This window comes from Guyparkeria sp. SCN-R1 (assembly GCF_003932495.1).
GTDB lineage: Bacteria > Pseudomonadota > Gammaproteobacteria > Halothiobacillales > Halothiobacillaceae > Guyparkeria.
Window position 1 is genome coordinate 277589 of sequence record NZ_QZMT01000001.1, and the last position, 12634, is coordinate 290222.

At 64.5% G+C, this 12634-nt stretch carries 10 protein-coding genes and 1 tRNA gene; 4 read left to right on the top strand and 7 right to left on the bottom strand.

What is annotated here, in order from left to right:
- Nucleotides 1–16: 16 nt before the first annotated feature.
- The 7 genes from D5687_RS01230 to D5687_RS01260 form a co-directional block, all read right to left on the bottom strand.
- Nucleotides 17–487 (bottom strand): gamma-butyrobetaine hydroxylase-like domain-containing protein, encoded by a 471-nt coding sequence (locus tag D5687_RS01230; protein WP_125197920.1) that lies wholly within the window; start codon nucleotides 485–487, stop codon nucleotides 17–19.
- Between the two features lie 19 nt (nucleotides 488–506).
- Nucleotides 507–1841 carry an ATP-dependent protease ATPase subunit HslU gene (gene hslU, locus D5687_RS01235; RefSeq protein WP_125197921.1) on the bottom strand — a complete coding sequence of 445 codons (1335 nt, stop codon included), beginning with the start codon at nucleotides 1839–1841 and terminating at the stop codon, nucleotides 507–509.
- Nucleotides 1838–2386 (bottom strand): ATP-dependent protease subunit HslV, encoded by a 549-nt coding sequence (gene hslV / locus D5687_RS01240; RefSeq protein WP_125197922.1) that lies wholly within the window; start codon nucleotides 2384–2386, stop codon nucleotides 1838–1840. Before hslV ends, hslU begins: the two co-directional genes overlap by 4 nt.
- An 81-nt stretch (nucleotides 2387–2467) precedes the next feature.
- Nucleotides 2468–3475: a tyrosine recombinase XerC gene (locus D5687_RS01245; RefSeq protein WP_240031380.1), complete on the bottom strand. Its 1008-nt coding sequence runs from the start codon at nucleotides 3473–3475 to the stop codon at nucleotides 2468–2470.
- A 5-nt stretch (nucleotides 3476–3480) separates the two neighbouring features.
- Nucleotides 3481–4182, bottom strand: a complete 702-nt coding sequence (locus tag D5687_RS01250) for a DUF484 family protein (RefSeq protein WP_125197923.1) — start codon at nucleotides 4180–4182, stop codon at nucleotides 3481–3483.
- Nucleotides 4183–4358: 176 nt separating this feature from the next.
- Entirely contained in the window at nucleotides 4359–5243 is an 885-nt protein-coding gene (gene dapF / locus D5687_RS01255; RefSeq protein ID WP_125197924.1) for a diaminopimelate epimerase, read from the bottom strand.
- Nucleotides 5244–5422: 179 nt separating this feature from the next.
- Nucleotides 5423–7513, bottom strand: a complete 2091-nt coding sequence (locus D5687_RS01260) for a BCCT family transporter (protein WP_125197925.1) — start codon at nucleotides 7511–7513, stop codon at nucleotides 5423–5425.
- A 247-nt stretch (nucleotides 7514–7760) separates the two neighbouring features.
- Between D5687_RS01260 and typA the strand changes: the two genes are divergently transcribed.
- The 4 genes from typA to tig all read left to right on the top strand — a co-directional run bounded on the left by typA (nucleotide 7761) and on the right by tig (nucleotide 12588).
- Entirely contained in the window at nucleotides 7761–9590 is a 1830-nt protein-coding gene (gene typA, locus D5687_RS01265) for a translational GTPase TypA (RefSeq protein ID WP_125197926.1), read from the top strand.
- Nucleotides 9591–9665: 75 nt separating this feature from the next.
- The gene (gene ffh, locus D5687_RS01270; protein ID WP_125197927.1) at nucleotides 9666–11021 is read left to right on the top strand and encodes a signal recognition particle protein; all 1356 of its coding nucleotides are present in this window, start codon (nucleotides 9666–9668) and stop codon (nucleotides 11019–11021) included.
- Nucleotides 11022–11130: 109 nt separating this feature from the next.
- Nucleotides 11131–11215: transfer RNA gene (locus D5687_RS01275), tRNA-Leu, on the top strand.
- 80 nt (nucleotides 11216–11295) lie between these two features.
- Nucleotides 11296–12588 carry a trigger factor gene (tig, locus tag D5687_RS01280; RefSeq protein ID WP_125197928.1) on the top strand — a complete coding sequence of 431 codons (1293 nt, stop codon included), beginning with the start codon at nucleotides 11296–11298 and terminating at the stop codon, nucleotides 12586–12588.
- Nucleotides 12589–12634: the final 46 nt, after the last annotated feature.

Here is a 12634-nt window from a genome sequence, read left to right on the forward strand (position 1 = left end):
ATGCGGGGTCGACCGCTCAGTCGCGCGTCGATGACCCCGATGAATCGTTGGCCTGGGTTGCCGTGCTGGTTGCGGGGCTGCTTGGTGATAATACATCGTAAGGTGCGGCAGGTTCCGCACGCTCGGGATCGCGCTCGATGCCCGCAGCTGTAAGGCGCTCGAGGTAGTAGTTCCAGTGCTCGTCTCGACGGTCACCCAGTTCGCGCAGCAGCCCCCAGTCGTACAGGCCGCTGTCGTGCCCATCGTCGAACACGAGTTTGACCGCGTAACGACCCACCGGTTGCACGTCGAGGATCTTCACCCGCTCCTTGCCCAGCACCAGCATCATCTCGCCACCGCCGTGGCCGCGTACCTCGGCCGAAGGGCTGAACACGCGCAGGTACTCGGCAGACAGATCGAAGGCTGCCCCGTCTGGGAAGACGAGACTCAGGGCACTGCGGTCCTTGGCCAGGCGAATCTGTTTCGGTGCGGGTGGGTTGGTTGCCATGCGATACCTCGATTTTTCCTTACAGGATGTAGCGGCTGAGGTCTTCGTCGCGGGCCAGCTCGCCCAGGCGTTCTTCGACGAACTCGGCATCGAGCGAGAGCGTCTTGTTCTCGCCGCTCGCCTCGAAGCTCAGTTCTTCGAGCAGGTGTTCCATCACCGTGTGCAAACGGCGGGCCCCGATGTTCTCGGTTCGGTGGTTCACCTCGTAGGCGATCTCGGCAATGCGGCGGATGGCATCGTCGCTGAACTCGATGGTTAACCCGTCTGCGGCCAGCAGGGCCGTGTGCTGGCGCGTGAGCGCGGCATCCGGCTCGGTGAGGATGCGCACGAAGTCATCGCTGGAGAGCGCCTCGAGCTCGACCCGGATCGGCAGGCGGCCTTGTAGCTCGGGGATCAGGTCCGAGGGGCTCGCCACGTGGAAGGCCCCCGAGGCGATGAACAGAATGTGATCGGTGCGCACCATGCCCACCTTGGTGTTGACGGTCGAGCCCTCGATCAGCGGCAGCATGTCGCGCTGCACGCCTTCGCGGGAGACCTCGCCACCGCCGTGCTCGGCGCGCTTGGCGACCTTGTCGATCTCGTCGATGAAGACGATGCCGTTCTGCTCGACGCGGTCGGCGGCCTCGGCGCGGATCTCTTCCTCGTTGACGAGGTTCGCGGCCTCCTCGTCGGTCAGCGCGGCGAGCGCCTCGGCCACGGTCATGCGACGCGTCTGGGTTTTGTCCTGGCTCATGTTCTGGAACACCGAGCGCAGCTGGCTGGCCATCTCCTCCATGCCCGGCGGGGTCATCACGTCGATACCGGCCGGGGCCTGGCGCAGCTCGATCTCCACCTCGCGGTCGTCCATCTCGCCCCGGCGGATCTTGTCGCGAAACTTCTCGCGGGTGTTGCGGTAGGCCTCCTGGCCATGGCTGTCGTCGTTCTGCCACGGGTCGCGCGGGGCAGGCAGCAGGGCATCGAGCACGCGGTCCTCGGCGGCGACCTTGGCCCGGTCGCGCACCTCGACCATGGCCTCCTGGCGCACCATCTTCAGGGCGTATTCGGCAAGATCGCGGATCATCGATTCGACGTCGCGACCGACGTAGCCCACCTCGGTGAACTTGGTCGCCTCGATCTTGAGGAACGGCGCATTGGCCAGCTTGGCCAGCCGGCGGGCGATCTCGGTCTTGCCCACGCCGGTCGGGCCGATCATCAGGATGTTCTTGGGCGTGATCTCGCTCTTTAGGGGCTCGTCGACCTGTTGGCGACGCCAGCGGTTGCGCAGGGCGATGGCCACCGCCTTCTTGGCGGCATGTTGGCCGACGATATGCTTGTCGAGTTCCGAGACGATCTGTGCGGGTGTCAGGTTCATCAGTCGAGTTCTTCGATGGTGAGCTTGTGATTGGTGTAGATGCAGATGTCGCCGGCAATGTGCAGGGCGGTTTCCACCGTCTCGCGGGCCGGGAGGTCCGAATGACGCATCAGCGCGGTGGCGGCCGACTGGGCATAGGCGCCCCCCGAGCCGATGGCGATCAGCGCGTCCTCCGGCTCGATCACGTCGCCGTTACCGCTGATGGTGAGCATCGCGTTGCGATCGGCGACCACCAGCATTGCCTCGAGCCGGCGCATCATCCGGTCGGTGCGCCAGTCCTTGGCCAGCTCCACGGCCGAGCGCAGCAGGTTGCCGCTGTACTTTTCCAGCTTGGCCTCGAAGCGCTCGAACAGCGTGAAGGCATCGGCGGTCGCGCCGGCAAACCCGGCGAGCACCTTCCCGTCGTACAGGGTGCGCACCTTGCGCGCGTTACCCTTGACTACGGTGTGGCCGAGCGTGACCTGGCCGTCGCCGCCGATGACGGTCTGGCCGTTTTTGCGCAGGCAGAGGATGGTGGTGCCGTAAAGGGTTTCTTCGTGGTGAGCCATGGAAACGATCGGGTCCGGTTGATTGGTTGGGCCGAAGAGGGCGATCTGAAGGGAAGACAGTGTAGGCGATGGATGGGCTTTTCAACCCGGCTCATCGTCGCCCTGGGTGTCGTTCCTGGTTTTGTCCCGGCCGTGGCGCATGGCGCGAGGATGCGCGCGTTCGTAGACGCCCATCAGGTGCTGGAAATCGAGGTGGGTATAGATCTGCGTGGTCGAGAGGCTTTCGTGCCCCAGCATCTCCTGGACGGCGCGCAGGTCGCCCGAGGATTCGAGCACGTGCGTGGCAAAGGCATGACGCAATTGGTGAGGGTGCAGTGGGGCGTCAAGCCCGGCCTGGCGAGAGGCGCGGTTGAGACGCAACTGCACGGAGCGGGCCGACAGGCGCCGGCCACGATCGTTGATGAACACGGCCGCGGTGCCGGTCCGATCCCATTCGCGGCGCGCGGTCAGCCACTCCTGCATCGCGGTACGGGCCTGGCGACCGACCGGCACGATGCGTGTCTTGTCCCGTTTGCCGGTGACCCGTGCCTGCCCGGCGGCCAGGTCGATGTCGGTCAGGTCGAGGGAGACCAGTTCAGCCAGTCGCAGGCCACTGCCGTAGAGCCATTCGAACAGGCAGCGATCCCGCAAGGCGCGGATTTCCGCGGCACGGCGTTGCGCCGGGGTCTTCGGCGCCTCGTCCGTGGAGCTGCTCGCAGGCGCGCGCGGGCCGTCGAGCAGCCGGGCCAGCGTCTCGATATCCGGGGCGTCGGGGAGGCGTTTGGGCGCCTTTGGCGCCTTGAGCAACAGCGGGTCGGCCGGGCAATCAAGGCCAAGGCGTTGCCAGAAGCCCATCAGGCGCTTGATCGCGCTGACATGGCGGGCGATTGAGCGGGGTGATTGCCCGGAGCGGGCCAGCTCGGCGAGGAAACGGCGCAGTGACCGATCGTCGACCGTGGCACTCGATTCGATACCAAGGGTGTTGAGGTGGTCGGCCAGCCGCGACCACGAGGCCTGGTAGGCCTTGCGGGTGAGCGGGTTGAGTCGGTGATCGGCGGCCAGTGCCTCGGTCGCCCGGTCGAAGGCCGTTGTCAGCGGGGCGGCGGGCACGTCGGTCAGTGACGGTCGTGGTCGCTCGCGGCCTGCCCGAGAAACGCGCCGGCGAGCTCGCCGATCTGCTCGAGAAAGTGCGTGCCCTGGGCGGGGTTGAAGCCGTCCGGCAGGTGGCGCCCCAGGGCGACGATGTAGCGGGCGGGGCCGGAGGCCTTCGAGGGAATGGCGATCAGAGCGGCCGAGCCGGTTTGCGGCAGCGTGTCACCGAACAGGCTCTCACGCACCGTGTCATGCGGGCGGCCGCAGAACGGGGTGGGGTTGTCCAGCCAGCCGGCCAGCAGCTTGCGGGTCTCGCCGTCGAGATCGGCCAGCGGCACGACGCGACACGTGTCGATTTCGAAGTCGGCCTGGATCTGTTTTTCCAGCGTGGCCGGGGAACGATCCGTGGCGTTCAGCAGCCCTTCGCAGAAGCGGTGCAACAGGCGATCGGCCTCGGCGTTGTCGGCGGCCACCTGGTGGAGCTGATCCAGGGCATGACGATTATGAAGTGCCTGGCCGCGCCAGCGTCGCAGTTGCCAGTGGTGCAGGGAGACCACCGGCTGTGGCGGGCCGGGCAGTTCGATGTGATCGAGAATTTCCGGGTGCTCGAGGAACAGGTCCGGGTGGGTGCGCAGGTAGGCGAGCACCGTCTCGGCGCTCGGTGTCTGCTGGTTGTCGACCTCGGCGTCCGTGTCGGCAAGTTCGAAGGCCACGTTCTCGCTCATGCGTAATCCCTTGATGGTTATTGGCTGCAGGCGCCTCTTCGGGCGCTTGGGCAGATCTGCGCGAATCCGATGCCACTTAGGCGGGGCCCCGCAGAACGGAGTCGAATTCGCGCAGACCTTTCAGGCGTCTACCTTACCCCCGCGTGCCGGGCTCGGCAATGCGGTGGCGACGGTCGTCATTCGGTGGAGTCGATCGCGACCTCGCCGTCGAAGACGAAGGTAGCCGGCCCGGTCATGAACAGCGAGTCGTCCTCGCGGCCGGACCACTCGATCGATAATGCTCCGCCGCGCAGGTCGACCCGGCAGGGCGAGTGCAGCCGCCCGGCACGAATGCCGGCGGCGACGGCTGCGCAGGCACCGGTGCCACAGGCCAGGGTCTCGCCCGCCCCCCGCTCGAACACCCGCAGGGCGATGTGATCGGGGCGATGTTGCTGGACAAAGCCGACATTCACCCGTCGGGGGAAGGCCGGGTGTGCCTCGAGTGCAGTGCCCACGGCCTCTACCGGGAAGCTCTCGAGATCCTTTACCTGGAGGACCGCGTGCGGGTTGCCCATCGAGACCGCCTCCAGCGTGACTCGGTCGAGACCGCCGGGTTGTCCGCTGAGCATCAGGGTGTAGGGCGATTCGCTTGCTGTGATCGGCGGCTTGAATGGAATGGCCTCAGGGCCGAATCGAGGCCTGCCCATGTCGACCCGGACGCGGTCATCGTCGGTCAGATGCAACACGATCGGCCCGCCGGCGGTTTCGACGCGAATCTCGCGCCGATCGGTCAGCCCACGTTCGGCCACAAAGCGTGCGAAGCAGCGCGCGCCATTGCCGCACTGTTCCACCTCGCCGCCATCGGCGTTGAAGATGCGGTAGCGAAAATCGGCCTTCGTGCCGCTCGGCGGCTCGATCAACAGCAACTGATCGAAGCCGATGCCGAAATGGCGATCGGCCCAGCCTTGAATGCGCGTTGGGGTCAGCCATTCGGCGACCGGCAAGCGGCGACTGACGGCATCGACCACCATGAAGTCGTTGCCCAGTCCGTGCATCTTGGTGAAAGCCAGCCGTTGGGCCATGAAATGCCTCGTCGTGATCAGGGGGGGGATCTTGTCCCAATTCTATCATTCGGCTGCCGCCGAGCGGAGGGTGTGGCCGGGTGACGTCGGCAGGTCTTGCCGACCGGTGGGCACGAAAAAAACCCGCCACTCTCGTGACGGGTTGGTGGGTCGGTCCGACCGTCGTCCCGGCGGGGCGATCAGCTATCGGTGGTCGGCCCGGCCTTGCCGTTACCCAGCTGACGAATTCGCTGGGTGTGGAGGTCGTCGTCATGCTCTTCCATCTTCCACGGCAGGATGGCCGGGGAGGTGTGCAGGAAGTGCATGTACTTCTCGAACTGGTCGAGGATGTCGCTGATGACCGTCTCGCGGTCGTAGCCGTAGATGTTGTAGGAACGGCCACCACGGCGCAGGTAGACCTCGGCGCGGTAGTAGTGGCTGTCGCCGTCGAGCGAGCGGTCCTGTTCCGGGAAGGCGAAGCCCGGCTTGGCGTAGCCGCGCAGGCGCACTTCATAGATGAATGCCATGGTGTCCGTCTTGGTGACGCTCAGGTGGGCACGGCAGCGCTCCTCGTCGAAATCGGTCTCGACCGGCCAACCCTGCCCGTTGAGTTCCTCGCTCACCTGGGCCATTGCCTCGACCACGTCGTTCTGGATGAACGCGGCCACCGGCTCGCGCTTCGGGAAGCTGACCATGTTGGTCACCCGCTTGCGCCAGTTGTCGACCCCGCCGAGGCTGCCGTGGCGACCGGCATTCATGTGGTGCTGCAGGCTCACCTCGCGATGCCCCTCGATCTGCAATGCGCGCCACATGCCCACCGCGGCGATCAGCATGATGATCGCGAACGGCAGGGCGGCGGTGATCGAGGCCGTCTGCAGGGCGCCCAGGCCGCCGGCGAGCAGCAGCACCGAGGCGACCACGCCCTCCAGCACGGCCCAGAAGACCCGCTGGAGTGCCGGGGTCTGGATCGCGCCACCCGAGGCCAGCGAATCAATGACCAGCGAGCCGGAGTCCGAAGAGGTCACGAAGAAGGTGATGATCAGCACGATCGTCAGGAAGGAGATGATCGGTGTGAGCGGCAGCATCTCGAACAATTTGAACAGGGCGATCGCCTTGTCCGTCTGTACCTGGCCGATCAGGGCATCGGCCCCCTCGTGCATGATCGCGTTGAGCGCGGTATCGCCGAACACGGTGAACCAGAAGAAGGTGAAAATCGTCGGCACGAACATCACGCCCAGCACGAACTGGCGGATGGTCCGCCCACGGCTGATCTTCGCGATGAACAGCCCGACGAACGGTGCCCAGGCGATGGTCCAGCCGAAGATGAACAGCGTCCAGTTGCCGATCCAGTCGCTCGACTCGTAGGCCTGCAGGCTAAAAGTGCGCTCGACGATGTTCGAGAGGTAAAAACCGGTGTTCTCGACGAAGGCCTCGAGCAGGAAGACGGTCGGTCCCATCAGGAACACGAACAGCACCAGGGCGATCGCCATGATCATGTTCAACTGCGACAGGCGCTTGATCCCCTTGTCCATGCCGGCGACCACCGAGACGGTAGCCGCGGCGGTAATCACGGCGATCGCGATGATCTGCACGGTGGTGTTCACCGGAATGTTCGGCCACAGGTAGTTCAGGCCGGCGTTGATCTGTGCAACGGACAGGCCCAGCGTGGTGGCGATGCCGAACATGGTGCCGAGGATGGCAAAAACGTCCACCGTGTGGCCGATCGGTCCGTGGATACGCTCACCGATCAGCGGGTAGAGCGCCGAGCGCATCGATAGCGGCAGTCCGTGGCGGAAGGCAAAGTAGGCCAGCACCAGGCCGACCAGGCCGTAGATCGCCCAGATGTGAAAGCCCCAGTGGAAGAACGAGATCTGCAACGCCTGCTTGGCCGCATCGATGGTCTCGGCCGAGCCGTTGGGTGGGCTGGCGAAGTGGAGCACCGGCTCGGCCACGCCGAAGAACAGCAGCGCAATGCCGTAGCCGGCCGAAAACAGCATGGCGAACCACGCCGGGAAGCTGTATTCCGGCTCGGAGTGGTCCGGGCCGAGCTTGATCCGCCCCCAGGGCGAGATGGCCACGGCGATGAAGAAGATCAGGAAGATCGCCACGGCCAGCATGTAGAACCAACCGAAATCGTTGGTGATCCATTCCAGGACCTTGGCAAAGACATCCCCGGCGCGATCGGGGTTGATCACGGTGCCAATGACCAGCAGTGCGATGACGATCACCGCGGGCAGAAAGACCGGCATCAGCAGCGTCGTGCGTTTGCCGATAGTGGGGGTGGTGCTCATGGAGGGCTCCCTGCGTTCTCGTTCGTTCTTATAAATGGTGTCGCGGAATGCCCGAGTTGGGGGACTCGGCGACCAGGACCCCGTAGGTATATCACCTAGAGCGTGTTTTTGCTGATCTTCACGGCCACGCCCCGTTTGTTCGGGCCATGTTGGCGGGGTTGTTGCCGACTTTTGGTTTTCCGCCTCGGTTGGTTTGGCTTTTGTGTTTATACTGCGCGCCTTATTTCAATCCCTTGGACCGTTTTTTGTGATCGCCAATCTCCGTAATATCGCCATTATCGCCCACGTTGACCACGGCAAGACCACCCTGGTCGACCGTTTGCTGCAGCAATCCGGCACCCTCGATGCCCGCACCGACCACGGTGAACGGGTCATGGACTCCAACCAGATCGAGAAGGAGCGGGGCATCACGATCCTGGCCAAGAACACGGCGATCAAGTGGCAGTCTCCCGAGGGTGAGGACTGGCGCATCAACATCGTCGACACGCCGGGACACGCCGACTTTGGCGGCGAGGTCGAGCGGGTCATGTCGATGGTCGACTCCGTGCTGCTGCTGGTCGACGCGGTCGACGGCCCGATGCCGCAGACGCGCTTCGTGACCCAGAAGGCCTTCGAGCACGACCTCAAGCCCATCGTGGTGATCAACAAGATCGATCGCCCGGGCGCACGTCCGGACTGGGTCATCAACGAGGTCTTCGACCTGTTCGATCGTCTGGGTGCCAGCGACGACCAACTCGATTTCCCGATTGTTTACGCCTCGGCGCTCAACGGCTATGCCGGTCTGAACGATGACGTCCGCGAGGGCGACATGACCCCGCTGTTCGAAACGATCACCAAGCGCGTGCCGGCCCCGGACGTCGATCCGGACGGCCCGTTCCAGATGCAGGTCTCCAGCCTCGACTACAACTCCTACGTCGGCGTGATCGGCGTCGGCCGGATCAAGCGTGGCCGGGTCAAGACCAACACCCAGGTCAAGATCGTCGGGCGCGAGGGCGAGGTCCGCAGTGGCCGCATCCTGCAGATCATGGGCTTCCACGGCCTCGACCGTGTCGAGGTCGACACAGCCCAGGCTGGCGACATCATCGCCTTCTCCGGCGTCGACCCGCTCTACATCTCCGACACGCTCTGCGATCCGGAAAACGTCGAGGCACTGCCGGCGCTCACCGTCGACGAGCCGACCGTCTCCATGACCTTCCAGGTCAACACCTCGCCGTTTGCCGGCCGTGAGGGCAAGTTCCTCACCAGTCGTCAGATCCGCGAACGTCTCGAGCGTGAGCTGGTGCACAACGTGGCACTGCGCGTCGAGCAGGGCGACGATCCGGACAAGTTCCGCGTTTCCGGTCGCGGCGAGCTGCACCTGTCGGTGCTGATCGAGAACATGCGCCGCGAGGGCTACGAGCTGGGCGTTTCGCGCCCCGAGGTCATCGTCCGCGAGGTCGACGGCGAGAAGCAGGAACCCTACGAGCAGCTGGTCGTCGACATCGAGGAGCAGCACCAGGGTGGCGTGATGGAAAAGCTCGGCCTACGCCGTGGCGAGATGCGCAACATGGAACCCGATGGCCAGGGCCGCGTGCGTCTGGAGTTCATCATCCCGTCGCGCGGCCTGATCGGGTTCCGTACCGAGTTCCTGACCGCCACGCAGGGCAGCGGCCTGCTGTTCTCGGTCTTTGATCACTACGGCCCCTACCAGTCGGGCATGGTCGGTCAGCGCAACAACGGCGTGCTGATTGCCTCCGATACCGGTAAGGCACTGGCCTATGCCCTGTACAACCTGCAGGATCGCGGTCGCCTGATGATCGGTCACAGTGACGAGGTATACGAAGGCCAGGTCGTGGGGATCCACGCCCGCGACAACGACCTGACCGTCAACGTCCTCAAGGGTAAGAAGCTGACCAACGTCCGTGCCGCCGGTACCGACGAGGCGCTCACCCTGACCCCGCCGATTCGTTACACGCTTGAGCAGGCGCTGGAATTCATCGACGATGACGAACTGGTCGAGGTCACGCCCGAGTCGATCCGGATCCGCAAGAAGTACCTGACCGAGAACGAGCGCAAGCGCGCCAGCCGGGGTTCCTGATCGGGTTGCGGGAGCCGGCCGGCTCCACGGTGCGCCGCATTGAGCCGGAGTGCACCGCAGTGAGAGAGGCAAGCGATGTTTGACAACCTTTCCAAGCGACTCGGTGGGCTGCTCGATGGTCTGAAGGGCCAGGGCCGCCTGACCGAGGACAACATCAAGGATGCCCTGCGCGAGGTGCGCATGGCGCTGCTGGAGGCCGACGTCGCCCTCCCGGTGGTGCGCGAGTTCATCAAGGACGTGCGCGAGCGCGCCGTGGGCGCCGAGGTGGCCAAGAGCCTCCAGCCGGGGCAGGTGTTCGTCAAGATCGTCAACGACGAGCTGACTCGCCTGATGGGCTCGGAGAACGCCGAGCTGGACCTGGCTGCGCGTCCGCCAGCGGTGATCCTGATGGCCGGCCTGCAGGGCGCGGGCAAGACCACCACGGCAGGCAAGCTCGGCCGCTGGCTCAAGAACAACCAGAAGAAAAAGGTGCTGGTCGTCTCCGCGGACGTGTATCGCCCGGCGGCGATCGACCAGCTCGAGACGGTGGCCAAGCAGGTCGGCGTCGATTTCTTCCCGTCCTCGAGTGACCAGGATCCGGTCGAGATCGCGAAGGCCGCCCGCAAGGAGGCCGAGCTCAAGTTCTACGACGTGCTGATCGTCGACACCGCCGGTCGCCTGCACGTCGACGAGGAGATGATGGGCGAGGTCGCCCGTATCCACGGCGCGGTCGATCCGATCGAGACGCTGTTCGTTGTCGACTCGATGACCGGCCAGGACGCGGCCAACACCGCGCAAGCCTTCCACGAGCAGTTGCCGTTGACCGGCGTGATCCTGACAAAGGCCGACGGTGATGCGCGGGGCGGGGCGGCGCTATCGGTGCGTCACGTCACCGGCAAGCCGATCAAGTTCCTTGGCGTGGGCGAGAAGCTCGATGCGCTCGAGCCATTTCACCCGGATCGGATCGCCTCGCGCATCCTCGGCATGGGCGATGTCGTCTCGCTGGTCGAGCAGGCGCAGGAAACCGTCGATGCCGACAAGGCCAAGGCACTTGCCGACAAGGTGCGTTCGGGCAAGGGCTTCACGCTCGAGGACATGCGCGACCAGTTCAACCAGATGCTCAAGATGGGCGGCATGGGTGGGCTGATGGACAAGCTTCCCGGCATGGGTAAGCTCGGCGCCGATGCGCAGAAGCACATCGACGACAAGGACATCAAGCGCATGATCGCGATCATCGACTCGATGACGCCAGGCGAGCGTCAGCGGCCCGACATCATCAAGGGCTCGCGCAAGCGCCGGATCGCGAACGGTTCGGGCATGCAGGTTCAGGACGTCAATCGTCTGCTCAAGCAGTACCGCGACATGCGCGACATGATGAAGAAGCTTTCCGGTGGCGGCATGAAGAAGATGATGCGCTCCATGAAAGGGCGCATGCCGGGCTTGCCGTTCTGACAGCGGGTGCTGGAACCGAGCGGTGCGCTTTGGGCGTGCGTTCGGCTCCGGTATACTGCCCGGCTTTGATCGTCGGAAACTCGGCATTGTTGCCATGGTTTCCTAGCCAGCGAGAGTGGCGGAATTGGTAGACGCACTGGTTTTAGGTACCAGCGCCTGACGGCGTGAGAGTTCGAGTCTCTCCTCTCGCACCAGACCCGATAGGCGTCCTGCCACCCGTGGCGGGACGATCGACATCCAGACATTTGTTTTCTTTTTTTGAGGTATCGCATCCATGCAGGTTGAATTGCAGCCGGCCGAAGGCCTGACCCGTCGCCTGGCGATCGAGGTCCCCGCCAACGAGATCGACGAGCAGGTCGAGAAGCGTCTCAAGGACATGCGCGGCCGCGCCCGCATCGACGGCTTCCGTCCGGGCAAGGCGCCGCTGTCGGTCATCCGGATGCAGTACGCCGGCCGGGTCCGCGACGACGTCATTGGCGACGTCATGGGCCAGAGCTTCCAGAAGGCCGTCGAGGAAAACGACCTGCGCGTTGCCGGGCAGCCGAGCATCGAGTCGATCGAGAACAACAAGGCGGGCGAGCCGCTGAAGTTCACCGCAGCGGTCGAGGTCTACCCTGAGATCGAGCTGGGTGACCTGTCCAAGCTCAAGGTCGAGACCCTGACCAGTGAAGTGGCCGAGGAAGACGTCGACGAGATGATCGACACCCTGCGCAAGCAGAACGCGGACTGGAAGAAGGTCCGTCACAAGGCGCGCAAGGGCGAGAAGGTCACCATCAATTTTGTCGGCAAGATCGACGGTGAGGCCTTCGAGGGCGGCTCGGCCGAAGGCGTCGAGGTGATTCTGGGCGAAGGGCAGATGTTGCCGGACTTCGAGAAGGGCCTGAAGGGGATCAAGCCGGGCGAGCCGGTCACCATCGAGGTGAACTTCCCCGAGGAATACCAGGCCGAGCACTTGGCCGGCAAGACCGCCGAGTTCGAGATCGAGGCCACCCAGGTCGAAGAGCAGGTGCTGCCTGAGGTCGACGACGAGTTCGCCAAGAAGTTCGGTGCCGACTCGGCAGACAAGCTGCGCGAAGACGTGCGCGACAACATGGAGCGTGAACTCAAGCAGACCATCCGTCGTCGCAACAAGGACCGCACCATCGAGGCACTGACCGAGTCGCTTGAGTTCGACGTCCCTTCGACGCTGATTGACGACGAGTCGGTGTCGATGCGCGACCAGTTCGTCCGCAACCAGATGCCGCAGGCGGATGCCTCCAAGCTCGACCCGACGCTCTTCCGCGAGCAGGCTGAAAAGCGCGTTCGCATGGGTCTGGTGATCATGGAAGTGGTCAAGGAAGCTGATCTCAAGCCGGAAGACGAGCGCGTTGACGACTTCATCAACGAGATCGCCGCGGCCTACGACGAGCCGGAGCAGGTGGTGGCCCACTACAAGGGCGATCATCAGATGATGAGCAATGCTCGTACCGTGGTCCTTGAAGAACAGGCGGTCGAGCATATCCTTGGCAAGGCCAAGGTCAGCGAGAAGAAGGTTCCCTTCAAGGAACTGATGAACCCGCAAGGCTGAGTTCCGGCCGAGTCGTTCGAAAGCTGACTGGAATCTGGCCGCCCTC

Coding starts and splice junctions, on each gene's coding strand:
- D5687_RS01230 (WP_125197920.1), bottom strand. CDS start 487: ATGGCAACCAACCCACCCGCACCGAAACAGATTCGCCTGGCCAAGGAC.
- hslV (WP_125197922.1), bottom strand. CDS start 2,386: ATGGCTCACCACGAAGAAACCCTTTACGGCACCACCATCCTCTGCCTG.
- D5687_RS01250 (WP_125197923.1), bottom strand. CDS start 4,182: ATGAGCGAGAACGTGGCCTTCGAACTTGCCGACACGGACGCCGAGGTC.
- dapF (WP_125197924.1), bottom strand. CDS start 5,243: ATGGCCCAACGGCTGGCTTTCACCAAGATGCACGGACTGGGCAACGAC.
- D5687_RS01260 (WP_125197925.1), bottom strand. CDS start 7,513: ATGAGCACCACCCCCACTATCGGCAAACGCACGACGCTGCTGATGCCG.
- ffh (WP_125197927.1), top strand. CDS start 9,666: ATGTTTGACAACCTTTCCAAGCGACTCGGTGGGCTGCTCGATGGTCTG.
- tig (WP_125197928.1), top strand. CDS start 11,296: ATGCAGGTTGAATTGCAGCCGGCCGAAGGCCTGACCCGTCGCCTGGCG.